The organism is Actinoallomurus bryophytorum (assembly GCF_006716425.1).
Lineage (GTDB): Bacteria > Actinomycetota > Actinomycetes > Streptosporangiales > Streptosporangiaceae > Actinoallomurus > Actinoallomurus bryophytorum.
The window spans coordinates 6763714-6786285 of sequence record NZ_VFOZ01000001.1; the positions used below are offsets into that span (position 1 = coordinate 6763714).

Here is a 22572-nt window from a genome sequence, read left to right on the forward strand (position 1 = left end):
CGCGGGGCCATCGGGTGGGGGAAAGGTCGTGCGCCGGGTGGCGGGGCCGTCGGGTGAGGGCACGGTGGCGGGGCCGTCGGGTGGGGACAGGCTCGTGATGTGGTGGGCGAGGTCGGCCGCACTGCGCTTCTCCAGCGTTTCCACGACCCGTCCGTCGGCCATGACCAGCACCTGGTCCGCACGCGCGGCGGCGGCCGGATCGTGGGTGACCATCACGACCGTCTGGCCGAGGCCGTCGACCAGGTCGCGGAGCAGGTCGAGCACCTCACGAGCGGTACGCAGGTCCAGTGCGCCGGTCGGCTCGTCGCCGAACACGACCGCGGGCCTGGTGACCAGCGCCCGGGCGATCGCGGCCCGTTGCTGCTGGCCGCCGGACAGCTCGGCCGGGCGGCGTTCCAGCCGGTCCGCCAGCCCGACCCGTTCGACCAGCAGCCGCACCCAGTCGCGGTCCGGCGCCGTGCCCGCGAGCCGCAACGGCAGCGTGATGTTGTCCACGACGCTGAGCGACGGAACGAGGTTGTAGGACTGGAACACGAACCCGACGCGTGCGCGGCGCAGTTCCGTACGCCGGGTCTCGTTCAGCCCCCCGATCGCGATGCCGTCGATGGCGACGTTCCCGCTGGTCGGGGTGTCCAGCCCGGCGGCGCAGTGCATCAGGGTGCTCTTGCCCGACCCCGACGGGCCCATCACCGCGAGGAACATGCCTCGCTCCACCGTGATGGACACGTCGTCGAGGGCGCGTACGCCGCCGGGGTAGGTCTTGGTGACGTTCGCCAGCGCGACGGCCGGCGCCCGCAACGCCGCCTGAGGGTGGCCGTGTTCGGCTGCGGCCCTCATCGGCGTCGGTGCTGGTAGTGGTCGACGATCAGCGCGGCGCCGCAGGCGAGGGCGACCAGCCCGAAGCCGATCCCGAGCATGATGTTGAGTCCGGTGTTCGAGGTGGCCACGTTGCCGGCCACGCTGATCACCAGCAGCAGCCACAGCACCGGCCGTAGTCTCCCGCGCCGCTCGGCGGCGGCCGGCGAGGAGTCGGCGGTCTCGTAGATCCGGTAGGGGTCCGTCATGATTTGCTCCTTGGTCGATTGGCCACAACGCTAGGAGCGGGGGTAACCGGGGACGATCCAGCCAACGCGCCGATCGTGGTACAGCAGGCTGTACTCCTCCGGCGGCCGCCTGACAGAGATCAAAACGCTGCCCTAGGGTCGGGCCCAGGAGGTGCGAATGCCGACCAATGACGCCGATCCGCCCGGTCCGGAACGGGCGGGGCGATGGGGTGTCCGAACCCGCGGCCGCGCGCTGCTGAACGCGCTCGAACATCTCGTCGGCGGCCTGGGCACGGGCATTCTGGCGCTGGCCGCCCTGCTGTGGCTGGTCCTGGTGGCGCTCACCTGCCTTGTCGGCGTGGGCCTGCTCCTGGCGCCCACCGTGCCGCGCGTGCTGCACGTCGTCGCCGAGCGGGAGCGCGCCCGGCTATCCCGATGGGGACCGGAGATCATCGGCCCGGAGCCGGTGCCGGCGGCCGGCGTACGGGCCGCCCTGGCGGATCAGGCCGTGCGGCGTGACCTGGGCTGGGTCGCCGTCCACGGCACATTCGGCCTGCTCATCAGCCTCGCCGGGCTGAGTCTGCCGGTCAACGCGGTACAGGACGTCACGTTCCCGCTGTGGTGGCGGATGCTGTCACCGGGCGGTGACAAGCCGAACCTGGTGTTCTGGTCCGTCCACGACCTGTCCAGCGCCCTGGAGGTCGCACTCCTCGGCCTGGTGCTGGGCGTGCTCTTCGTGCTCTTCGGCCCGGCCCTCGCCCGGTTGCAGGCATGGCCGGGACGGCGGCTCCTGGTTCCGCACCCGGACACCGACCTGTCCCTGCGGGTCGCGCAGCTTTCCGCCACCCGCGCCGCGGCGCTGGACGCCCACGCGACCGAGCTGCGGCGCATCGAACGGTCGTTGCACGACGGTGCCCAGAACCGGCTCGTCGCGGTGACGGTGCTGCTGGGCGCGACCCGCCGCGCGCTGGCCCGTGACCCGGCGGACGCCGACGCCATGCTCGAACGCGCCCACGACGCCGCCGAACTGGCCCTGGCCGAGCTGCGTACGGTCGTACGCGGCATCCTGCCGCCGGTCCTGGCCGACCGGGGACTCGCCGGTGCCCTCGCCGGGCTCGCGTCCAACTGCGGGGTGCCCTGCGAGGTCGACGTCGACGTGCCCGGCCGGTGCGCCGCCTCCGTCGAGGCCACGACCTACTTCGTGGTGGCCGAGACGCTCACCAACGTCGCCAAGCACAGCGGGGCACGGCACGCCACCGTGACCGTACGCCGCCAGGGCGACCGGCTGTTCTTGCAGGTCGTCGACGACGGCCACGGCGGCGCGGACGAGCACCACGGCTCCGGCATCACCGGCATCCGCCGCCGGATCGAGGCGCACGACGGCCATCTCACCCTCACCAGCCCACCCGGTGGGCCGACGACTCTTCAAGCGGAGCTTCCATGCGGATCGTGATCGCCGAGGACGACCCCCTGCTGCGTGAGGGGGTCGCGTTGCTACTGCGTGCCGAGTCGCTGGACGTGGTGGCCACGACCGACGGCCCGGACGCCTTCCTCGCGGCGGTCGACACCTACCACCCGGACGTCGCCATCGTCGACGTACGGATGCCGCCGACGCATACCGACGAGGGGATCGTGGCGGCGGTCGAGGCCCGGCGCCGTCAGCCCGGTCTGGCCGTGCTCGTGCTGTCCGCGTACGTGGAGCAGGCGTTCGCCAACGAACTGCTCATCGGTGGCGCCATGCGGCTCGGGTACCTGCTCAAGGAGAGGGTCGGCCGCGTCGAGCAGTTCCTCGACGCACTGCACCGGGTGGCCGAAGGAGGTACGGCCATCGACCCCGAGGTCGTCGCGCAACTGCTCACGCGTACCCGCCCCGACAGTGCCCTCGAACGCCTGACCGCACGGGAACGCGACGTCCTCGCCGTGATGGCCGAGGGACTGGGCAACACCGCCATCGCCGAACGCCTCTTCGTCACCGAGGGCGCCGTCCACAAGCACATCCGCAACATCTTCGCCAAGCTCGACCTGGCCCCCACCGACCGTGCGGACCGCAGGGTCACCGCCGTACTGCGCTATCTCGAGGAGACCGGGCGCCGGGGCTGAGGACCGCGTCCGCGGGGCCACGTTCGCCCGACGCCCGGCCGTCGCCGGGGACGTGAGGAATCCCGCCCGCGCATTCCTCCGCGCGGCCGGGATTCCTTCCGGCCGTGCTACTCGCACACCGCGGCGTCCACGAAGTTCTCCAGGTCCTTGAGGACGTTCAGTGAGGTGGGCAGCGCCGTGGTCGCGAGGGTCACGGCTCGTCCGTCGGTGCTGACCGCGTTGGTGGTGGAGTAGCCGGGGTAGTCACCGCCGTGGCTCCAGGCGGTACCACCGCAGCTGAGGGTGAAGGTCTGGAGCCCGAGTCCGTACCGTTCGTCGCCGCGTCCCGCGGACCCGGGCGCCGCGACGGTGGTCTCCATCTGCTTGAGCTGGGCCGGTGGGAGCAGCTTGCCGTCGACCAGGGCGCCGAAGAACCGGTTCAGGTCGCGCGGGGTGGAGATCATCTGTCCGGCCGCCCAGCCCGCGGACGGGTCGCTGGTGGTGACGTCGGTCATCGGGGTCCCGGGCGCGGGGGAGAAGTAGCCGTGCGGGTGAGGTCCGTGGATGCTCTGGTCGCCCAGGGCCGGCCAGTACGTGTGGCGCAGGCCGATCCGGTCGATGACGCGATGGGTGATCTCCTCGCCGACCGGCCGGCCGGTGATCTTCTGTACCAGGAGGCCGAGCACCACATAGTTGGTGTTGCTGTACGACCAGCCGGTACCGGGCGCGAACACGGCCTTGTGGCTCAGGCCCAGGTCGAGCAGGTCGCGCGGTTCGTAGTGGGTGTGCTGCTTGGTGGCCACGTAGTCGTCGGTGACGTCGACGTCGTAGTCGGGCAGGCCGCTGGTGTGCTGCAGCAACTGCCGGACGGTGATCTTGTGTCCGTCGATGCCGTCGCCACGGACGAGGTTCGGCAGGTACTTCTCGATCGGCGCGTCGAGGTCGATCTTGCCCTCACCGACGAGCTGGAGGACGACCGTGGCGGTGAAGGTCTTGGTGTTGCTGCCGATGCGTACCTCTCCGTCCACCGGCACCGGCGCTCCGGTCTTCACGTCACCGACGCCGGCGGTGTAGTCGCGGACCCGCCCGTCCTTGTCGCGGACCGACGCCAGGGTGGCGGGGAACTTGTCGTCGTTCACCAGAGAGTCCAGACCCTGCTGGACGGCGTCGTGGTGCTTGGCGGGCACGGTACGGGCGCCGGCCGCCAGGGGAGCGAGAGCGCCGGCCGCGACGAGACCGGTCACCACCACCGCCGCCGTGGTCAGGCGACCCATCTTGCGACGCGCGAAGGCGGACGAGGGCCGAGCCGGGTGGGGGGCGTCACGGAAGTCAGCCACGAGAATCTCTTCCTCAGGTCGGTCGAAGTGGATGACTTCATCCTTTGCGAGCAGGGAGGTCGCGGCGATCCCCCACACTGGAGATCAGGAGATCCCCTGGCTCCATTGCCCTACCCGTCTGCGTGTGTTAGGGGCGGCCGGTCACGGACGTGTCCGATCGAGCCGGTCTGACAGACGTGCGCTGGGTCGCCTGTGGCACGGGCGAGAAGTGCGGGGACTTCCGCGGCGTCGTTACCGTATTACGGTCGGTCGATCCATTAGATGCAGACAGGCGTTATATGGCACATCTCCAACTATTAACGGGGTATCATTTACGCATCTCCACCGAACGGTCGTAATTGCGACATTAATCGGTAAAAAAAGACGGAAACGTCGGGTACTTTCCCGACCATGGCAGAGACTTCGCGCCGGCGGCGGAAGCCCAGATCCCGGTTGTATGTTTGGCTGGCCTTGATAGGTCTACTGGGCCTCATGGCGGCCCGCCTGTGGCTGGTCGAGGACGGGATGCTGTTCGGTGCGACCCGGATCGTACTGATCGACATCGTCATCAGTGCGGTCGTGCTGATCGTCGCGGCCGTCCTGTACCAGTGGCACTTCCGGTTGACCGGTGACGCGGCCGAGGACGAGCGGAAGCCGTCGACGCTACTGGCCACGGCGGTCGGGATACTGGGCGTTCCCGCGCTGATCGGCGGCCTGCTCAACCTGATCACGCCCGCGACGCCCGGCGATCTGGCCGTACCGTCCTGCGCGACGGCACAGACGTACCGGACCCCGTATCGGGCGGCCACGACCGGGCCGACGGGTAACTTCGCCCGCTCGGGCCCCGGACTCGGTTTCGCCCAGACCGACCGTTTCAGCAAGGACTGCGTTGTCGGGTTCACCGGTTACTGCGTCGGTGACCCGGTGAACGACCCCGTGGTGAAGGGCTGGAACGACACCCGGTGGCTGCTGGCATCCCGTCATGAGCACGGACTCGGCCGTTTTGTGGCCCGCTGGCTGTCCAAAGAACCGGCCCGCGACCGATACCTGTCCAGCGCCTACCTCGCCCCGCAGAATCCCGACTCCAACCTGAAATACCTGGGCGCGAAGAAATGCGTCCAAGGGCAGCCCCTGCCGGAGAAGGCCACCCTGACCCCCGCGGACGCCACCACCAAGTCGGGCAAGCCCCTACGGGGGATCATTCAGTTGACCGCCCAGGCACCGCACGCGTTCAACATCGGCATCGCGCTTGCCGTCGATCCCGACGAGGCCTTGGACTCCGGCACCGCGATACGGCAGATCCCCGGAAGCGGCGCCGTCACGTCCGGCAACGCGGTGCACGCCCAGTGGGACACCACGATCGTGCGCAGCCAGCTACACGCGCCACGGAGCACGCCGGTCGCCGTGACCGTACTGGCAGTGCCGTGCCTGGACCCGCTCACGCCCGCCAGGTCCGACACGGCGACCACACGGCGCTTCACGATCCCGGTGAAACCTGGGCAGAAGCTCGTACCGACCACCCCCCGCCCCTTGGCCGAGCCCATCCGCGAACGGTTGCTGGCCCTGGCCTGTGACACCCAGATCAACGAGGCGGGGCAACGAGCGGCCAATACCGAGTTCAACGGCTGATCCCGTTCGCCGGCCAGCGGACAGGCCCGGAGGCGAGGAACGCGACCACGTCGCCGGGCAGGCCCAGGCGACCAGGCCGGCGAAGCATGGCAACTCAGGACACTCGTCTCAAGCGACCGACGCGCGAAGCGCGGAGAACTGCCGATCCGCTGCGGTACCCGGCACGGGACTGAACCACGAAAGTCGTTGCCGGCCATCCTCGGTGGGGAGGTTGTGGCACATCACCTCGATGATTCCGTGCTCCGGGTGGACGATTCGCTTCTGTTCCGACCGTCTTCGGGCCACGTCATGCGAGTGCCAAAGAGTGGCGAACTCGGCGCTCACCGTACATAGGTCGATCATGAGTTTCGCGATCGCCGGATCGTTACCGCGACGGGCCAGTGAAGCACGAAGATCGTTCGCGAGGATCTGGGAGTGCCATGCGTGGTCCTCTTCCGGAAAGATCACTCTGATGGCGGGTTCGGCGAACCACCGGTGGGCGAAGCTGCCATCGGGCCAGGTCCCCGTCGGGCGCACGCCCAGGAGGGCTACGGCGAGTGCGTTCTGGGCCAGGAGTTCGTGCAGGTCCGTGATGACGAGCGTCGGTATCGCCGTGAGTCGGCCGAACAGGTCGCGCAGGCTTGGATGGATGGCGGGTACGCGAGGGAACCCCGGCACGACGGAAGCGGTCGGTGGTGCATAGCCGGCGAGCCGGAAGAGATAGGTGCACTCGTCGGGGTTGAAGTCCAGCGCGGACGCAAGGGAGGTGAGTATCTGCTCGGACGGACGTGGCCCGCGCCCCTGTTCGAGCTCGATGTAGTAGTCCGTGGACATGCCCGCGAGCAAAGCCACCTCATCGCGCCTCAGCCCGGGTACTCGCCGGCGATCGTCGCAGATCAGTCCGACCTCGGACGGTTGGATCCTCGCCCGACGGGTCTTGAGGAAGGAGCCCAGCTCCCTGCAGTCCATCACTTCGAGCCTAGCAGCGGAGGATTCTGTCGCGGTGCTACCTGGGGACGGCGTCACCAGGGACGATGGCACTCTGGCCATCCGGCGGGGAACCATGCAACGTGATGAGCAAGAAGGGGATCAGCACCGAAGACATGCCCGACCTCGAACGCGAGCCCGCTCGTGGTCGATGACCGTTGGGCGACCGTCTCCCCCTGCCCCCACCGGGTCACTCAGGAATCTGCCGCCCCATCAGTCAGAGCCCCCGGCAGCAGTGCTGAGTCGCCCGTACGTGGTGGGGCCCGCGCGGCCCACGCGGGTCCCACCACCTCCTGCGGTCCAGGCCGTGGTCGCGAATCGCCACTGTCATTCGAGCAGCAGATCCTCCACGTCAGCCGGATCGCCGCGGTGAACGCTCGGTTGTACCTGTGGTGGACGGAGGCAGGGCCGTGGCGGAGAAGACTCCGTCGGGGTCGAAACGGGCCTTGGCCGCGAGAAGCCGCGCGGTGTTGGGGCCGTATGCCTCGGCGTTCTGCGCGTGGTCATCAGGCCCGAGCATGTTGGGGTAGCCGCCGGGCAGAGAGTGCGGTGCCAGAGCGTCGGCGACCGAGTCCGCCCACGCCTTGTGCGGGAGGCCGTCGCCGGGCTCCCAGATCGCGACGATCTCGGCCATGTGATGGTCTTCCCGTACGCCGAAGGCGGTGTTCTCGACCGGTATCCGGGTCGCGGCACCGTGGAAGTGGTGGATCGGGATGAGAGAGAGGGGCGTGGTGAAGGCGTCGCCCGCCTCGGTGAGTACGGCGATGACGTCTGAGGTAAGGCGCGCCATCGTCCGCGTACGGGCCGCGTAGTGGTTCCCGGTGATCTCGCCGAGGAAGTCGTTGAGGCGCAGTAGCTCGCCGTAGGCCATGGGCCCCATCACTGCCATCACGGGGTCTCCGAGCCGCTGCAGTTCATCGACGTACGCCTCGCCGGCCGCCGGCTCACCGCTCCAGGTCGGTGTGACGAACACCGCACGCCTGCCGTCGCGGTTGGTGAGGACACCGACCTGCACGGTGAGCTCATCCGGTGCGACGGCGAGGATCTGGTCCGCCTGCTCGAGCACCTTGGTGGCCTGCTCCCACGGGTAGACGATCAGTCCTCCCAGTAGGCGGTCCAGGGCGTGGAGCCGAAGGCGCATCGAGGTCACGACGCCGAAGTTGCCCCCGCCACCGCGAAGGGCCCAGAAGAGTTCCGGCTCGTGGTCTTCGTCCACGGTGACCAGCCGCCCGTCGGCGAGGACCAGCTCGGCGCCGAGAAGGTTGTCGGCCGCCAGCCCGAATCGACCGCTCAGGGGGCCATAGCCACCGCCGAGGGTCAGGCCGGCCATCCCGACGCTGCCGACATTGCCGGTGACGGCCGCCAGCCCGTGAACGGCCCCCGCGGCGACCACATCGGTCGCGGTGGCACCGCCGCCGACAGTGGCCACTCGCGCCTCCGCGTCCACGGTGACCTGCCGCATGCCGGTCAGATCGATCACAAGCCCGTTGTCGCGGAGACTGCGTCCGGCCCAGTCGTGCCCACCCGCACGTACCGACAGCGGAAGATCGTGGTTGCGGCTCGCGCGCACGGCGGCCTGCACATCGGCCTGCGTCCGGCACCGTACGACCACGGCCGGTCGGCTCGCCACGGCACCGTTCCAGATCCGGCAGGTGGCCTCGTAGGCCGGACCCGACGTCACCACCCGGTTCGGGTCGAGCCGGCCGGAAAGCTCGCGGATCGCCTCTGCGGCAGCGTCCGTGCTGGTCATGATGTCCCCCGGTTCGAATGCTGAGTATCAGACGCTGTCGTCCCCGAAACGCCCGGTAAAAGGCTCTCGATTAGCCCCTCGCGTGTCACGCTGAAGGTTTACACCATGGCTTTGTGTTTGATATCGACATTCCATCGACAGAACATCGACAGAACATCGACAGAACATCGACGGAATGTCGACATGCGGAATCGGCTCGGGGCGGGATCGTGACACTACGCACCCACTTAGAGAATGCCCGATAATGGCGCCTGTCCCAGATGTATTCGTCGCCATGGCCGATGGGCGTGCGACACCGATGGGGAGACTGAGCCGATGACGTGGACCACGATGGATGATCTTGATGCTTTTCTCGCCGTCGCCGACGACTACCTGAGTGCACGTCCCGACCGGCACACCATGCTGCTGTCCGCCATCGCGTCCCACCGAAGCGCTGATCATCGGTACGCCGCGGAGTGTGCTCCGCTCTACGGCTGGTGGCGGGAGGCATCGGGGGAGAGGCGGCTCGCCGGCGCGTTCGTCTGGACGCCCCCGCACCTCATCGCGATCTCGCCGATGCCGGGCGAGGCGACTTCGCGACTCGCGCCCGTCATCGCCGCCCAGCGGAGAGCCACCACGGGGCTGGTCGGACCCGGCCCGGCGGTGCACGAGATCGTCGGCGCCTGGTTCCGTCACACCGGATCGCGTGCGTACGTGCGCAGGAACACGCGGCTCTACCGGCTCGGCCGGTTGACGTGGCCGAAGCCGCCAGTGCCGGGACGTTCACGGCCGGCGACGGCGGGCGACCGAGGGCTCCTGCTGGAATGGTGCGAGGCCTTCGCCCGTGAAACCGGCGAGAGGCTCGCGGACGGCGCCGCCCTCGTGGACGAACGACTCGCCTACGGCGGCTGGACGCTGTGGGAGTCCGCGGACGGGCCCGTCTCGCTGGCGGGGATCACCCGTGCCACGTCACGCATGGCACGGATCACGCCCGTCTAGGCCCCGGCCGAAGCCGAAGCGACGGGGCGAAAGCGGCCGCGGTAGCCGTTCGCCCGTTCATTTTCCAGGGGGGAAGACCTTGATGGATGCCACATGGAGAGGAACGTCCACGGACCTCGGCGGTCTGCTCTCGGCCGTCAACGGCAAAGGCGAGCGACCGGGTTCGTCGATCGGACCGTGGCGGGAGAAAGCAGGGCTGCGATTCGGCCTGCTCGGAGCCGTGACCGCGTGGCAGGACGGAGCCGAGCTGGATCTGGGATCACCACAGCAGCGGGCCGTACTCGCACATCTGCTGCTGCGGGACGGCGGTCACGTGCCGCTCGGTGAACTCATCGACTCCTTGTGGGGCGACGACGTCCCACGGGGCGCTCGCAGCACTGTTCGGACCTACATCTACCGGCTGCGCCGGCTCCTGGATCCGGCGGTGACCGACGGCCACATGGCGCTTCTGTCCCAGGGCCCGGGGTACTCGATCCTGGTCGATCCCGCCAGGGTGGATCTCACCGTGTTCCAGCAGTGCGTCGCCGACGGGAAGGCCGCCTGGGACCTCGGCGATATCGGCGAGGCCGACCGGTGGTTCGAGCAGGCGAAGACGCTCTGGCGCGGTGATCCGTTGATGGGCGTGTCCGGACGGTATTTCGACGGGCAGCGCGACCGGCTGGACCGGCTTCGCTCGACGGTGCTCGAAGAGGGGCTCAGGCTGAAGATCGAGCTGGGGCAGCACTCGCTCGTCGTGCCAGAGCTGACCGAGGCCGTCACCCGGCACCCGTTGCGGGAACACCTGTGGGAACTCCTGATGCTCGCCCTGTACCGGTCCGGTTCGCAGGCGGAGGCGCTCGCCGCGTACCGGCACGTACGAACCCTGCTGCGGGATGAGATGGGCCTCGAGCCGGGCCCCGGCCTGCGCGATCTGCATCAGCGGATCCTCGAGTCGGACCCCTCGCTCACGGGGATGGCGACCGGCCGGCAGAGAGCCTACGAGCTGGTCGCGCCCGCCCAGTTGCCCCCACCCGTCGACGGCTTCGTCGGGCGCGAGACCGAGATCCGGGAGATACGGGATTCGCTCATCCCTCCAGGCCAACGGGAAATCATCAACGTGACCGGTGTCGTCGGCGTCGGGAAGAGCGCCCTTGCGATCAGCGTCTGCCAGACGCTGCGAGCCTGGTTCCCCGACGGTCAGCTCTACGCGGAGTTGAGCGAGGACGGGCGCCGCGTTGACCCCCGCGAGGTGCTGACCGGGTTTCTCCTCGCCTTCGGTGTTCACGCCCCGGCCCATGACAGGCCGCTGGCCGAGCTCAGTGCCATGTGGCGCAGCGTGGTGGCCGATCGCAAGATACTGGTCCTGCTGGACGACGCGCACGACAGTGCGCAGGTCATGCCGCTGCTGCCCGGCTCGCATGGCTGCGGTGTTCTGATCACGAGCTGGCGACGACTGGTCGACGTACCCGGACTACGGCCCGTCCCGGTCGGCGGACTGCGGCCCCAAGAGGCACTGCGGCTCCTGAGCGGGCTGGCCGGGGACCGGCGCGTGGCGGAAGAACCAGAGGCGTGCGCACGGCTGGTCGCGAGATGCTCGCATCACCCGCTTCCGATCCGCGTCGTGGCGGCGCGCTTGCTGGGCCGCCCCTACCTCTCCGTCGACCAGGTCGACGCGCGCGTCCAGGACGACCTTCGGCAGCTGTACGCCGTCGACGAGGACTGCGAGGTGGTCGACAGGCGCTATGGACTCGCGCTCGATCGACTCAATCCCGAGCTGGCCAGAGCCGCCATGCTTTTCGGGATGACGGGAGGGCGCTCGTTGGACCTGCCCGCAGCGGCCGCGCTACTCGGCCTGCCCAAAACGCAGGCATGCCGAGTATCCGAGGCACTGGGAAATGCGCATTTCCTTGAGATCGATTCGAAGGGAAATTATTGGCAGGCCGCCATTGTCTGCGCCTTGATGCGACGGTACGCACTTCGCAGGCGGGGTGTGAACGAATGCAAGGCGGCCCTCGACCGGCTCTCGGCACACCTGGACACCGTTTCCTAGCCACTGGGCCGGCGGTCGTGCGGTCGTCGAAAGTACCGGTCGGGCGTGGCGTGAACACCGCCTGGCGCCGGACCACCCGGGGATCCGGGTGCGCTGTTGTGGACACCATAACAAGATAGTATCGTCTCGTACCGAGACAAGCCTGTCTTGTTTGCCGAGCCCCCGCCGGCATCGATGCGACCTGATGGGCGCCGCTCCTACCGAAGATCTCTGAGGACTGTGATGGTCATGAGAAAACCACGCCGGCCGATGCGCCTGCTCGCGTGCGTCGTGGCGGCACCCGTCATCGCATTCGCGGCTCTGGCGGCGTTCGCGTGGCCATCGGCCAGGTTGGAGCCGCGGAGCCTGCCCATCGCGGTGGTCGGAAGCACGCAGACCATCGCCCCCCTCCTCGTACGGCTGGAAGAGCGGGCCGGCGCCTTCGACGTCCACGTCTATCCCGACGGCGCGGCGGCGAAGCGGGCGATCGAAGACCGGCAGGTCTACGGCGCCTTCGTCGCCACTCCCACGGGGATGACCGTACTCACGTCGTCCGCGGCGAGCCCGCTGGTCGCTCAGCAGATCGTGGCCGTCGCCCCGCAGTTGGTGGCGCATCCGTCCGCGGACCCGCCCGTACGCCCGGCCGCCGCCAGGCCTGTGAACATCGTCGACGTCGTGCCCGCCGACGCCCATGACCCGCGCGGTGCGGCCCTGAGCTCGACGGTGCTCCCGTTGGTGCTCACGGGTGTTCTCACCGGGCTCATCATCGCGACGTTGACCGTCCGAGGACTGATGCAGATGGGGGCTCTGATCGCGGCGTCGGCCGCCGCCGGCCTCGCGGCGGCCACCGTCGTCCAGTCCTGGCTCGACGTGCTCAGTGGTCACTGGATCGCGAACGCCGCTGTCCTGGGGCTGACCGTAATGGCCATCTCCACCACGGTCGTGGGGTTGGGATGGCTGCTGGGCCGGGCCGGTCAGGTGCTGGGGGCCCTGCTCATGGTCTTCGTCGGCAATCCGTTCTCCGGCGTATCCGCCGCCCCGGAGCTGTTGCCCCAGCCCGTCGGGTGGATCGGCCGGTTCCTTCCCCCGGGCGCGGCGGCCGAGTTGCTGCGCAGCAGTGCGTTCTTCGGCGGCAACGGTGCGGCCGAACCCGCGATCGTGCTGTCGGTATGGGCGGGGTGCGGCCTCCTGCTGATCGCCGAGAAGACGCTGCGCCCGCGCTGGAGGTCGCAGCCCGTGCACGTGGCCAAGCATGTGCCGTCGATCCAGAGCGTCAGGCCGTGAGGGTTCTCACCGGCATTCCACTCAACCGACATTCAAGGAGTTCGTGACCATGGCAGAGATCGTCAATGTTGAGCAGGCCGCCGCGTGGAACGGCGTGGCCGGAGTCCACTGGGCCACCTATTCGGACTACTACGAAGGTGGCGTCCGCCTTCTGCGGGATCGGCTGCTCAGGGCCGCGAGCGTGAGCGCCGGCGAGCGGATCCTGGACGTCGGCTGTGGCACCGGGGCCACGACGCGGGCCGTCGCGCGAACCGCGGGCTCCGAGGGGTACGCCCTCGGGGCGGACCTTTCGTCGCCGATGCTGGAAAAGGCCCGGCGGCTGGCCTCGGCCGAAGGGCTGGACGATATCGAGTTCGAGCGTGCCGACGCGCAGGTCCATCCCTTCCCGGTGGGCGGGTTCGACAAGGTGATCAGTTCGTTCGGCGTGATGTTCTTCTCCGACCGGCAGGCCGCGTTCGAGAACCTCGGTCAAGCCCTTCGCCCTGGTGGTGAGCTGGCGATCATCGTGTGGCGTGCGCTGGCCGACAATCCCTGGGTGACGCTGCAGATGGACGCGATGGCGATGGGGCGTACGCTGCCCGGTCCCCCCGCGGGTGTGCCGAGCCCCTTCGCGATGGCCGACGAGGCCGACGTCCTCCAGATGCTGAAGGCTTCGGGCTTCGTCGACGTCGCGGGGGAGGACGTGGACGAACTCATATTCCTGGGCAAGAGTCCCGAGGATGCGGAGGCGTGTCTCACTCTTCCCGGCGGGCCGGTCCACGGGCTCATGACGGACCTGGACGAGGCCGACACGGCCGAAGCGCGCCGTCGTCTGCGCGCCATGCTGGCCGAGCACCAGACCTCCGAAGGCGTCGGCCTCCAGACCGGAGCTCGTATCTGGACGGCGCGCCGAGGGTGAGCCGCAACTGCCAGAGCCAAACTAGTATCAAACGATACGATATTATTCGAACCGATTTTGCGGTATAGTCCGGAGGATGAGTCGCGGACCGGGTGAGGGCGCTGAGGCCGAGCGCGTGACCGCCGGTCCGCATGGCGGTTCGCCGTTCGCGCTCGGGCTCCTGCTTCGCCGGGCGCATGCCCGTGCGGCCTCGACGATGGCGGCCGCGGTGAGGCCCCTCGGGCTGGAGCTGCGTCACCTCGCCGTCCTGATCGTGCTTGTCGAGGAGGGTCCGACCACCCAGCGTGACCTGGGGTTCGAGACGGGTTTCGACAAGGCGGCCATCATGCGCGTCGTCGACGATCTCGAATCCGCCGGCTACGCGGTGCGCCGGGCCGTGGCCGGGGACCGCCGGGTCCGCGCGGTCGAGATCACGGCCCGCGGGCTCGAGGTCTTCGACACGGCTCAGGCCAGTGCCGCCGGTCTGGCCGACGGGCTGGTCGCCCACCTTCGTCCGGGCGAGACCGATCAGCTCGTTGACCTGCTGACGCGCTTCACCTATCCACCCTCCAGCGCAACATGACGACGGGCGAGTGACAGGCCGGACCGCCGGCGGGAGTCTTCACCGGCGGCGGTGAGAGCGAGGCGCTGGGCGGCCCGCCCGGTCTTGAACGTCGCGGCCAGGCCCGCGATCCGTTCCCCCTGGAATCGCGCGGCGTTCAGGGCGGTCTCGTCGACGGGTATCGAGCCGTCCTCGCCTGTCACATGGCCGGCGCCGTAGGGATTTCCCGCGGAGTCGTTGATGTGGTTCTTGTATCCAGGCGAAGCGATGATGCCACCGAAGTGATAAATGGAGTTGTACAACGCGAGTAGCGTCGATTCCTGCCCGCCGTGAGCCGAGGCGGTCGAGGTGAATCCGCTGTAGACCTTGTCCGAGAGAAGATCTTGTCGCCACAGGCCGGACAACGTGTCGATGAACTGCTTCAGCTGACTGGCGACATTCCCGAAGCGGGCGGGAGTGCCGAAGATGACGGCATCGGCCCAGAGCAGATCCTCGTGAGTGGCCAGTGGAACGCGGCTCGTGGCGGCGAGGTTGTGCACCCAGGCGTCGTTGCTGAGGATCGCCTTCAGTGGCGCGAGCTCCTCGACCCTTCGTAGCCTTACGGCCGCCCCGGCATCGGTGGCACCGGCGCGCACGGCGTCGGCCAGTGTGTGGATCGTGCCCGTTGCGGAGTAATAGACGATGGCGACGTTGCTCGATTCGGACATGTCTTAACTCCCTTGTCGTATTCGATCGGCCGGCACCATTTTCTGTTTCACTTGCGACGGTATCATGTGATACTGTCGCGGCAGCGACTAATGACGCGTTGGTGCTGGATGTGACGGAGGTGAACAGATGAGCAGGGATATCTCCGAGATCGATGCGATCGGAAGAACGGCTTTCGAGGTGGCCGCTCTTCGCGCGGCCGAGACTCGGCGGGCTGACCGCCTGTTCGAGGACCCGTATGCCGAGATGTTCCTCGATGCGGCGGGCGTCGACGCCGAGCCGACCGCGGCCAAGGCCGCCTTCGCGGCGATCATGGGGGTCCAGGCCGCGGTGCGGACCAGATTCCTCGACGAGGCGCTGGTCTCGGCGGCGTCGAGCGGATGCCGTCAGGTGGTGCTCCTGGCGGCCGGGATGGACAGCCGGGCCCACCGGATCGCGTGGCCGGCCGGTACCGAGCTCTTCGAGGTAGACCGGCCGGCGGTCCTGCGTTTCAAGCAACGCGTCCTGCAAGTGCATTCGGCCACCGCGCACACCGGCGTACGCGCCGTCGAGGCCGACCTGCGTGAGGACTGGTCCGCCGCACTGATGGAGGCCGGGTTCTCGCACGGCCGCAGAACCGCCTGGCTCGTCGAGGGACTCCTCTACGCGATGGACGAGAGCGACGCCGGCCGTCTGCTCACCGAGATCGGCGACATCAGCGTCCACGGCAGCGTCATCGGCTTCGACCACATCGAGGACAGTGACGCGCTGCGGCAGGCCCTCACGTCGATCAGCCCCGGGCTCGCCCGGCTCTGGCGGTCCGGGCCGAGCGATCCGGACACGTGGCTGCGCCGTCACGGCTGGAGGCCGGACATCAGAGAGCTCGCCACCGTCGCGCATACCTATGGCCGGCAGGTGCATCCGGCCTACGACCCCGACCAGCCCGGCGCGGCGCACAGCTGGCTGGTCACCGCCACACGGCTTTGATCTCTGCGCCTGCTAGAAGAACGGGACCTTCCCCTGTGACGACAGAAGAAGCACTGAAGCCATTTCCGGGTCGACGGGCGGCGCCTCAGGGACTGCGCAGGTGCGTTTCGAGGTCTTCTGAGGCGTCACCGGCCAGGTGTCGCGCGAGGTGATCGACCACCTCGCGCGCGTCGTCCTCGATGCCGTGGATGAACGTGGACCTGCGCCGCCGGAGCACGGGCAGTCCCAGCGCGTACAGTCCCGGGCTGTCGACCACACCGCCCTCGTGGGTCAGCCGGCCCTTCGCGTCGACCACGGGGACGTCGAGCCATCCGTAGTCCGGGCGGAATCCCGTCGCCCACACGATCGCGTGGATCTCACCGCTTCGCAGGTCGAGTTGCCATCGCGCCGACTCGGGCGCGAGTGTCGGCGCGAAGCGTTCGGGAGCGTCGACCTCGGCGTCGTACCCCTTGAGCCGGGCCCAGTCGTCGAACGTGTCCAGCAGGCGCCGCATCTTCAGGTCCGCGAGCGAGAACACGTTGCGCAGGCCACCGGAGAACAGCGCGCGGCCATCGCGTACGGTCGCCCAGCGGCCCACCAGCTCGACACCCATCGCGGCCAGCGTGTTGAGGTCGAGCGTCCTGCGCTCGGGCGTCCCGACCAGCTGCGGTGAGGGCAGCCGCCGGGCCCTTGTCAGGTCATCGACCTCGTCGTGGCGCTGGTCCCATACGCCGGACGCGTCCATCCACCACAGCACATCGCGCCCGCGGTACAGGCGCGGCAACCGTACGTGCTCTCCCACCGAGAGGGTCACCGGCCGCCCCGACCGCCTCAGCTCGGCCGCCAGCTGTACGCCGGTCGCCGACGCGCCCACGACGAGTACGCCGCCGTCGGGGAGCGAGCCGGGGTCGCGGTAGTCGAACGGCGTCAGTTGCGCGATGGACGACGGCACCGCATCGGTGAACTCCGGCACCGTCGGCCGGTTGCAGGCGCCGCTCGCGATGACCACCGCACGGCAGCGAATCTCGCCGCGGCTCGTCGTCACGTGGTACCCGCCGTCGGTGCGTCGTACCGATGTGACGTTCGTGCCGGTACGGACGGGAGCGCGTGTGACGGTGGCGAAGCGCTCGATGAAATCGACCACTTCGCCCATCGTCATGTAGCCGTCGGGGTCCGGGCCGTCGTACCGATGGCCCGGCAGGCGGCTCTGCCAGTTGGGAGTGAGCAGCCGCAGGGAGTCCCAGCGTTCGCGTCGCCAGGAGTTCGCCACCTCGCCGCGCTCGAGCACGACGTGGTCGATCGACCGGTCGCGGAGAAAGTGGCTGGCGGCGAGGCCCGCGTGCCCCGCGCCGATGACGACGGTGCTGAAGTGTTCGATGGCCCGGTCTCCCTCAGGCGACCTCGACGGTGACGTTCGTCGGGTTCGTGAGGGCGTCGAACACGGCCGAGCGCTTCTCGGACTGGGCGACCAGCGCCTCGATGTCCTGCTGCGACGCGTCCGCGTCGATGGCGAACGTCACCTTGATGTCGTTGAAGCCGTTGCGTACGTCGCTGTCCGCACCGAGGATGCCGCGGATGTCGTGGTTGCCCTCGACCGTCGCCTCGACCGAGCGCAGCTGGATGCCGCGATTCTGCGCGACGGACGCCACGCCCGCCGTCAGGCAGCTCGCCAGGCCGACGAGGAGGTACTCGATCGGCGTGATGCCGTGGTCCTCCGCCGCGAAGACCTCGGGGTGGTCGGCGGTGAACTCCGTCTCGCGCTTGTGGCTCTGTTCCTGCCCGAGGCCGAAGAAGTTCTGGATCGTCGTCGTGCTGTGGACGCCGTTCTGCCACTTGGAGGATGCCCGCCAGGTGAACTGTGCCGCCTCGGGCGCGCCCTTCAGCGCCTCGCGTGCCTCGAGCAGTGCCTGAACGTTGACTCCGTTGTCGATCGTCGTCATGTCGCGGTGTCCCCTTCGCCCTATTCCCTGGTTCCCCATCGGGATGCTTGACAATATAGTGGCCAGGCAGATTATGACTAGAGCTATGATTCCGCCCATGGTCACAGCCTCGACGCTCCCAACCGGCTCGGTCGGCAGTGTCGAGACGCAGTACCTCGATCTGCCCGAACCCGTGCGGCTGGACTGCGGGCGGACCCTGCACCCGATCCGCGTGGCGTACGAGACCTACGGCACCCTCTCGCCCGAGCGTGACAACGTCATCCTGGTGTGCCATGCGCTCAGCGGCGACGCCCACGCGGCCGGCACCTCGAAGACGCCGTCAGGGGACAGCACGCGCGACGGGTTCGGCGCCGAGGACCGCGACGGCTCGGCCCGCAAGGGACTCGGCTGGTGGGACGGCATGATCGGCCCCGGCAAGGCGTTCGACACCGACCGCTTCTTCGTCATCTCCACGAACCTGCTCGGCGGCTGTAGCGGGACGACGGGGCCGTCGTCGATCGACCCGGCGACGGGCGAGCCGTACGGGTCCGGCTTCCCCGTTATCACCGTCGCGGACATGGTGCGCACCGAGCGCGCGTTCCTCGACGTCCTCGGTATCGAGCGGCTCGCGGCGGTGGCCGGCGGCTCGCTCGGCGGGATGCAGGCGTTGCAGTGGGCCGTGCAGTTCCCTGACCAGGTCGATGCCATCGTGGCGATCGCCAGCACGCACGCCCTGCACCCGCAGGGCGTGGCCTGGAACGCGATCGCGCGTGACGCGATCATGCGCGACCCCGCCTGGCAGGGCGGCCACTACTACGGCACGGGCCGTACGCCCCACGCCGGCATGGGCGTGGCGCGGATGGTCGGGCACGTCACGTACCTGTCCGCACCGGCGCTGAGCGAGAGGTTCGGCCGGCGGCTGCAGTTCGCCGACGACATCCGCTACACGATCACCGACCCGGAGTTCGAGGTCGAGAACTACCTGCGCCACCAGGCCGACTCGTTCGTCAAGCGCTTCGACGCCAACACCTATCTCTTCACGTCGCGTGCGCTGACCTATTTCGATCTCGCGCGGCAGCACGGCGGCGGATCGCTCGCGCGGGCACTCGAACACGTCTCGGCGCGCACGCTGCTGATCGCGTTCAGCTCCGACTGGCTGTACCCGCCGTCGGCGTCGAGGGAGATCGAGGAGGCGCTTCGCGTTCTCGGCAAGCCGGTAGAGTTTCAGCTGATAGAGGCGCCGTACGGCCACGACTGCTTCCTGCTCGAGGAGGCGCGCCAGACGCCCATCATCCGCCGGTTCCTGAGCGAACACGGCCTGGCCGAAGGCAGGGCCGGCGGGTGACGCCCGTACAGTGCCCACTGATCCGCTCCGCAAGCCACGCGAAAGGGCTTTGGTGACCGACGACCTTCCCCGCGCCGAGGAAGCCCGCGCGTTCGGATTCGAGACGCGGCAGCTGCATGCCGGACAACGGCCCGACCCGAACACGGGCGCACGCGCGGTACCGATCTTCCAGACGACCAGCTACGTGTTCGAGGACCCGGAATCCGCGGCGGCGTACTTCAACCTCCAGGAGTACGGGAACACCTACTCGCGCATCATGAACCCCACCGTCGCGGTGTTCGAGGAGCGCGTGGCGAACCTCGAGGGCGGCGTCGGCGCGGTGGCGTTCGCCAGCGGGATCGCCGCGCAGGCGGCCGCGCTCTTCACGCTGCTGGAGCCGGGCGACCACATCGTCTCGTCCTCGGCGCTCTACGGCGGCACGGTGAACCAGCTCAAGCACCTGCTGCGCAAGATGAACGTCGAGCTGACGTGGGTCGATCCCGATGATCCGGACGCGTGGCGGCAGGCGGTACGCGCGAACACCAAGGCCTTCTTCGGTGAGACGATCGGCAACCCCGCCGGCAACGTGCTGGACATCGAGACCGTGGCCTCCATCGCGCACGAGCACGGGCTGCCACTGGTCGTGGACAACACGTTCGCGACGCCGTACCTGTGCCGCCCGATCGAGTGGGGCGCCGACATCGTGGTTCACTCGGCGACGAAGTTCATCGGCGGCCACGGCACGAGCATCGGCGGTGTCGTCGTCGAGGCGGGCACGTTCAACTGGTCCAACGGGCGGTTCCCCGTGATCGCGGATCCGTCGCCCGCCTACCACGGCCTGCAGTTCCACGAGACGTTCGGGACCTACGGCTATCTGATGAAGCTGCGCGCCGAGACCCTGCGCGATCTCGGCGCGACGCTCGCGCCGCTCAACGCGTTCCTGTTCCTGCAGGGGCTCGAGACGCTGTCGCTGCGGATGGAACGCCACGTGGAGAACGCACGGGCGATCGCGGCGTTCCTCGAGTCGCACGAGCTGGCGTCGAATGTCACCTACCCCGGCCTGCCGACGAGCAAATACCGGCCGCTCGTGGAGAAGTATCTGCCGCGTGGTGTCGGCGCGGTGTTCTCCTTCGACTGCGCGGGTGGCCGCGACGGCGGGCAGGACCTCATCCGCGGCGTGACGCTCTGGTCCCACCTGGCGAACGTCGGCGACGCGAAGAGCCTGATCATCCACCCCGCCAGCACGACGCACCGTCAGCTGAGCGACGACGAGCTCCGTGCGGCCGGCGTCGCGCCGGGGACGGTGCGGCTGTCGGTCGGCACCGAGTCCGTCGAGGACCTGATCTGGGACCTCGAACAGAGTTTCGCGCTCGTCGCCGCGGCAGCGGGGGAAGGGACAGCGAGAGCATGACCGACCTCAGCCACTACCAGGACCCGTCGACGATCCAACGCGTGCTCCACACCGCGAAGACGATCGCGGTCGTGGGCCTGTCGAACAACGAGCTGCGAGCCAGCTACTTCGTCGGCTACTACCTCAAGCGCCACGGCTACCGCGTGATCCCGGTGAATCCCCGCGAGGCGCAAATCCTCGGCGAGACGTGCTACCCGAGCCTGCTGGACGTGCCCGTGCCCGTGGACGTCGTGAACGTCTTCCGCGCGCCGGACGCGCTGCCGGGGATCGCGCGGGACACCGTGGCGATCGACGCCGGTGCCCTGTGGTGCCAGTTCGGCGTGATCAACGAGGAGGGCGCGCGGATCGCGGAGGACGGCGGCGCGACGGTGGTCATGGACCGCTGCCTAAAGATCGAGCACGCGCGCTACGTGGGCCGGATGCACTGGCTCGGCTTCAACACCCAGCGCATCACCTCCGTCCGCGCGGGACTCCAGTAGCCGAGGCGGAAGGCGCGGGGTGAAGACGGCGACATTCGCCTGGAGGGGCCTGGACGACCCGCACCGTTTCGACATCGCCCGCGCCGAGTTCGACGGCGACTCGTGCGAGGCCGGGGGAGTGAGTGTCACCCTGGACTACGAGCTCACCTGGCGTCTCGAAGCAGGCGACGGATGGCGGACGAGGAGCCTGCTGGTGGAGCGGCGCTGGTGAAGGTGCCGTCGCTGGAGGTCGTCCCGATCACGCAGCAGTACATGGTCACGAATGTGGGACGAGAAGGGACGACGGCCCTCTACCGTGGCTCGACGGACAAGGTCCATGAGCTGACGACGGACCCCGACCATGTCGTCCTCGACTATCCGTTCCTGGCCGAGCGCGTCAGAGCTCGACCACGGACCGGGTGAGGTGCACCGGGATGTCGGCGTCGCGTCCTGCCGAGGCCGCCCAGGCGATCGCGTGGCGTTGCAGGAGCACGAGTTCGGCTTGGGGTTCCGTACCCCCTCGGTGGATGCGGGCCCCGGTCGCCTCGATGGCGGCGATCTCCACGTCCGACAGTGGCGTCATCGCCCACACGAGGGTGCCCGGCCGGGCGGCGCTGATCGGTCCGTGGCGGTACTCGCCGGTCGCGTACGCCTCCGCCCACATGCCCGCGGACTCGCGGCATTTCAACGCCGCCTCCTGGGCGAGCGCGGCGGCCCATCCCGAAGCGAGGATGACCAGTTGCCGGGGCGCGGCCTCCGAGACCTCGGCGCTCGTCGCCCGCTCTCCGCTGCCGACCAGGTCGGCCTGGGCCTGCGCGTCGTCGCCGAGCTGGGCGCGCAGCAGGGTCAGCACCGTCGTCGGGAACCGTGTCTGCACGATGCTGCGCTCGTCGGCGTACGAGAGGTCGATGACGTCCGTGGCCAGGGAGGCGATCGGCGTGTCGAGCGCGCCGAGTATCGCGGTGGTCCGCGCGTACTCGCGCAGTCGCAGCAGTGCCTGGTGGACCTCGGTCGTGGTGCCCGATCGGCTGATCGCCACCACGCGGTCGTAGTCGCGGATCACCGGAGGCAGCTCCGACGCGATGACCGCATCGGTCTGTCCGTGCCCGCGCTGTTCGCGTAGCCAGGCATACCCGGCCGCGACGTAGTAGGACGTGCCACAGCCCAGCGCGAGAACCCGCTCGCCCGGTTCGGGCAGCCCGCTCAGCCCAGAACGCGCCTGTTCCTGTGCGCGGATCCAGCAGTCGGGCTGGCTTGCGATTTCGTCGGAGGTGACCTGGCCAAGAGGTCGCGCGGAGGACACGGCGGAGTTCCCCTT

The 22572-nt window shown here is 68.9% G+C and carries 22 protein-coding genes and 1 pseudogene; 14 read left to right on the forward strand and 9 right to left on the reverse strand.

The genetic code is table 11. The features are described from left to right. Positions 1-87: 87 nt before the first annotated feature. A pseudogene (locus tag FB559_RS31475) lies at positions 88-837 on the reverse strand (ABC transporter ATP-binding protein); the annotation flags it as partial. Beyond that, positions 834-1064, reverse strand: a complete 231-nt coding sequence (locus FB559_RS31480) for a hypothetical protein (RefSeq protein ID WP_141960397.1) — start codon at positions 1062-1064, stop codon at positions 834-836. The gene FB559_RS31480 and the pseudogene FB559_RS31475, both read right to left, overlap by 4 nt. A gap of 157 nt (positions 1065-1221) precedes the next feature. On the opposite strand from FB559_RS31480, the gene FB559_RS31485 reads away from it, so the two are divergent. Both FB559_RS31485 and FB559_RS31490 read left to right on the forward strand, forming a co-directional pair. Continuing rightward, positions 1222-2496 carry a sensor histidine kinase gene (locus FB559_RS31485; protein WP_141960399.1) on the forward strand — a complete coding sequence of 425 codons (1275 nt, stop codon included), beginning with the start codon at positions 1222-1224 and terminating at the stop codon, positions 2494-2496. After that, positions 2484-3143, forward strand: coding sequence for a response regulator transcription factor (locus FB559_RS31490; RefSeq protein ID WP_141960401.1), 660 nt, complete (start codon positions 2484-2486; stop codon positions 3141-3143). Before FB559_RS31485 ends, FB559_RS31490 begins: the two co-directional genes overlap by 13 nt. Before the next feature lie 107 nt (positions 3144-3250). Here the strand turns inward: FB559_RS31490 and FB559_RS31495 are convergent, their stop codons facing one another. Beyond that, a complete protein-coding gene (locus tag FB559_RS31495; protein ID WP_141960403.1) occupies positions 3251-4459 on the reverse strand; it encodes a serine hydrolase domain-containing protein in 1209 nt (402 codons plus the stop codon). Positions 4460-4930: 471 nt separating this feature from the next. Here FB559_RS31495 and FB559_RS31500 point away from each other — a divergent pair, with 471 nt between their 5' ends. Continuing rightward, complete coding sequence (locus FB559_RS31500; protein ID WP_141960405.1) at positions 4931-6067, forward strand: hypothetical protein; 1137 nt, start codon at positions 4931-4933, stop codon at positions 6065-6067. A gap of 108 nt (positions 6068-6175) precedes the next feature. Here the strand turns inward: FB559_RS31500 and FB559_RS31505 are convergent, their stop codons facing one another. Together FB559_RS31505 and FB559_RS31510 are read right to left on the reverse strand one after the other, a co-directional pair. After that, on the reverse strand, positions 6176-7015 hold the full coding sequence (locus FB559_RS31505) for a helix-turn-helix transcriptional regulator (RefSeq protein ID WP_185792480.1): 840 nt from the start codon (positions 7013-7015) through the stop codon (positions 6176-6178). 370 nt (positions 7016-7385) lie between these two features. After that, positions 7386-8783 (reverse strand): FAD-binding oxidoreductase, encoded by a 1398-nt coding sequence (locus FB559_RS31510; protein ID WP_141960409.1) that lies wholly within the window; start codon positions 8781-8783, stop codon positions 7386-7388. Positions 8784-9098: 315 nt separating this feature from the next. On the opposite strand from FB559_RS31510, the gene FB559_RS31515 reads away from it, so the two are divergent. The 5 genes from FB559_RS31515 (at position 9099) to FB559_RS31535 (ending at position 14513) form a co-directional block, all read left to right on the forward strand. Next, the gene (locus FB559_RS31515; protein WP_141960411.1) at positions 9099-9761 is read left to right on the forward strand and encodes a GNAT family N-acetyltransferase; all 663 of its coding nucleotides are present in this window, start codon (positions 9099-9101) and stop codon (positions 9759-9761) included. Between the two features lie 82 nt (positions 9762-9843). Next, complete coding sequence (locus tag FB559_RS31520; RefSeq protein ID WP_141960413.1) at positions 9844-11790, forward strand: AfsR/SARP family transcriptional regulator; 1947 nt, start codon at positions 9844-9846, stop codon at positions 11788-11790. Between the two features lie 228 nt (positions 11791-12018). Beyond that, positions 12019-13053, forward strand: a complete 1035-nt coding sequence (locus FB559_RS31525; protein WP_141960415.1) for an ABC transporter permease — start codon at positions 12019-12021, stop codon at positions 13051-13053. A gap of 49 nt (positions 13054-13102) precedes the next feature. After that, entirely contained in the window at positions 13103-13951 is an 849-nt protein-coding gene (locus FB559_RS31530; protein WP_185792481.1) for a class I SAM-dependent methyltransferase, read from the forward strand. Between the two features lie 76 nt (positions 13952-14027). Continuing rightward, the gene (locus FB559_RS31535; protein WP_141960419.1) at positions 14028-14513 is read left to right on the forward strand and encodes a MarR family winged helix-turn-helix transcriptional regulator; all 486 of its coding nucleotides are present in this window, start codon (positions 14028-14030) and stop codon (positions 14511-14513) included. Here the strand turns inward: FB559_RS31535 and wrbA are convergent. Next, a complete protein-coding gene (wrbA, locus tag FB559_RS31540; protein WP_141960421.1) occupies positions 14489-15199 on the reverse strand; it encodes an NAD(P)H:quinone oxidoreductase in 711 nt (236 codons plus the stop codon). The genes FB559_RS31535 and wrbA overlap by 25 nt on opposite strands. Positions 15200-15326: 127 nt before the next feature. Here wrbA and FB559_RS31545 point away from each other — a divergent pair, with 127 nt between their 5' ends. Beyond that, positions 15327-16163: an SAM-dependent methyltransferase gene (locus FB559_RS31545; RefSeq protein ID WP_221640262.1), complete on the forward strand. Its 837-nt coding sequence runs from the start codon at positions 15327-15329 to the stop codon at positions 16161-16163. Positions 16164-16248: 85 nt separating this feature from the next. Here FB559_RS31545 and FB559_RS31550 read toward each other — a convergent pair whose 3' ends face one another. Together FB559_RS31550 and FB559_RS31555 are read right to left on the reverse strand one after the other, a co-directional pair. Next, the gene (locus FB559_RS31550; RefSeq protein ID WP_141960423.1) at positions 16249-17520 is read right to left on the reverse strand and encodes an NAD(P)-binding domain-containing protein; all 1272 of its coding nucleotides are present in this window, start codon (positions 17518-17520) and stop codon (positions 16249-16251) included. A gap of 13 nt (positions 17521-17533) precedes the next feature. Next, a complete protein-coding gene (locus tag FB559_RS31555) occupies positions 17534-18082 on the reverse strand; it encodes an OsmC family protein (RefSeq protein WP_141960425.1) in 549 nt (182 codons plus the stop codon). 97 nt (positions 18083-18179) lie between these two features. Between FB559_RS31555 and metX the strand changes: the two genes are divergently transcribed. Genes metX through FB559_RS31585 form a run of 5 tightly spaced genes read left to right on the forward strand, consistent with a single transcriptional unit; the run spans position 18180 to position 21677 of the window. Next, positions 18180-19406, forward strand: a complete 1227-nt coding sequence (gene metX / locus FB559_RS31565) for a homoserine O-acetyltransferase MetX (protein ID WP_141960427.1) — start codon at positions 18180-18182, stop codon at positions 19404-19406. A 49-nt stretch (positions 19407-19455) separates the two neighbouring features. Continuing rightward, positions 19456-20796 (forward strand): O-acetylhomoserine aminocarboxypropyltransferase/cysteine synthase family protein, encoded by a 1341-nt coding sequence (locus FB559_RS31570; RefSeq protein ID WP_221640518.1) that lies wholly within the window; start codon positions 19456-19458, stop codon positions 20794-20796. Beyond that, positions 20793-21275: a CoA-binding protein gene (locus FB559_RS31575; RefSeq protein WP_141960431.1), complete on the forward strand. Its 483-nt coding sequence runs from the start codon at positions 20793-20795 to the stop codon at positions 21273-21275. Before FB559_RS31570 ends, FB559_RS31575 begins: the two co-directional genes overlap by 4 nt. Before the next feature lie 19 nt (positions 21276-21294). Next, entirely contained in the window at positions 21295-21486 is a 192-nt protein-coding gene (locus tag FB559_RS31580) for a hypothetical protein (RefSeq protein WP_141960433.1), read from the forward strand. Beyond that, on the forward strand, positions 21447-21677 hold the full coding sequence (locus tag FB559_RS31585; RefSeq protein ID WP_141960435.1) for a putative glycolipid-binding domain-containing protein: 231 nt from the start codon (positions 21447-21449) through the stop codon (positions 21675-21677). Before FB559_RS31580 ends, FB559_RS31585 begins: the two co-directional genes overlap by 40 nt. On the opposite strand, the gene FB559_RS31590 is transcribed toward FB559_RS31585, so the two are convergent. Then, the gene (locus FB559_RS31590) at positions 21652-22557 is read right to left on the reverse strand and encodes an SIS domain-containing protein (protein ID WP_141960437.1); all 906 of its coding nucleotides are present in this window, start codon (positions 22555-22557) and stop codon (positions 21652-21654) included. The two genes, FB559_RS31585 and FB559_RS31590, sit on opposite strands and share 26 nt — an antisense overlap. Positions 22558-22572 lie beyond the last annotated feature (15 nt).

Bases quoted from the DNA above. Each gene is read 5' to 3' on its own strand.
- FB559_RS31545 (WP_221640262.1), top strand. From the start codon at position 15,327: ATGAGCAGGGATATCTCCGAGATCGATGCGATCGGAAGAACGGCTTTC.
- wrbA (WP_141960421.1), bottom strand. From the start codon at position 15,199: ATGTCCGAATCGAGCAACGTCGCCATCGTCTATTACTCCGCAACGGGC.
- FB559_RS31555 (WP_141960425.1), bottom strand. From the start codon at position 18,082: ATGACGACGATCGACAACGGAGTCAACGTTCAGGCACTGCTCGAGGCA.
- FB559_RS31535 (WP_141960419.1), top strand. From the start codon at position 14,028: ATGAGTCGCGGACCGGGTGAGGGCGCTGAGGCCGAGCGCGTGACCGCC.
- FB559_RS31575 (WP_141960431.1), top strand. From the start codon at position 20,793: ATGACCGACCTCAGCCACTACCAGGACCCGTCGACGATCCAACGCGTG.
- FB559_RS31530 (WP_185792481.1), top strand. From the start codon at position 13,103: ATGGCAGAGATCGTCAATGTTGAGCAGGCCGCCGCGTGGAACGGCGTG.
- FB559_RS31480 (WP_141960397.1), bottom strand. From the start codon at position 1,064: ATGACGGACCCCTACCGGATCTACGAGACCGCCGACTCCTCGCCGGCC.
- FB559_RS31585 (WP_141960435.1), top strand. From the start codon at position 21,447: ATGGCGGACGAGGAGCCTGCTGGTGGAGCGGCGCTGGTGAAGGTGCCG.
- FB559_RS31515 (WP_141960411.1), top strand. From the start codon at position 9,099: ATGACGTGGACCACGATGGATGATCTTGATGCTTTTCTCGCCGTCGCC.
- FB559_RS31520 (WP_141960413.1), top strand. From the start codon at position 9,844: ATGGATGCCACATGGAGAGGAACGTCCACGGACCTCGGCGGTCTGCTC.
- FB559_RS31500 (WP_141960405.1), top strand. From the start codon at position 4,931: ATGGCGGCCCGCCTGTGGCTGGTCGAGGACGGGATGCTGTTCGGTGCG.
- metX (WP_141960427.1), top strand. From the start codon at position 18,180: ATGGTCACAGCCTCGACGCTCCCAACCGGCTCGGTCGGCAGTGTCGAG.
- FB559_RS31490 (WP_141960401.1), top strand. From the start codon at position 2,484: ATGCGGATCGTGATCGCCGAGGACGACCCCCTGCTGCGTGAGGGGGTC.
- FB559_RS31485 (WP_141960399.1), top strand. From the start codon at position 1,222: ATGCCGACCAATGACGCCGATCCGCCCGGTCCGGAACGGGCGGGGCGA.
- FB559_RS31505 (WP_185792480.1), bottom strand. From the start codon at position 7,015: ATGGACTGCAGGGAGCTGGGCTCCTTCCTCAAGACCCGTCGGGCGAGG.
- FB559_RS31525 (WP_141960415.1), top strand. From the start codon at position 12,019: ATGAGAAAACCACGCCGGCCGATGCGCCTGCTCGCGTGCGTCGTGGCG.
- FB559_RS31510 (WP_141960409.1), bottom strand. From the start codon at position 8,783: ATGACCAGCACGGACGCTGCCGCAGAGGCGATCCGCGAGCTTTCCGGC.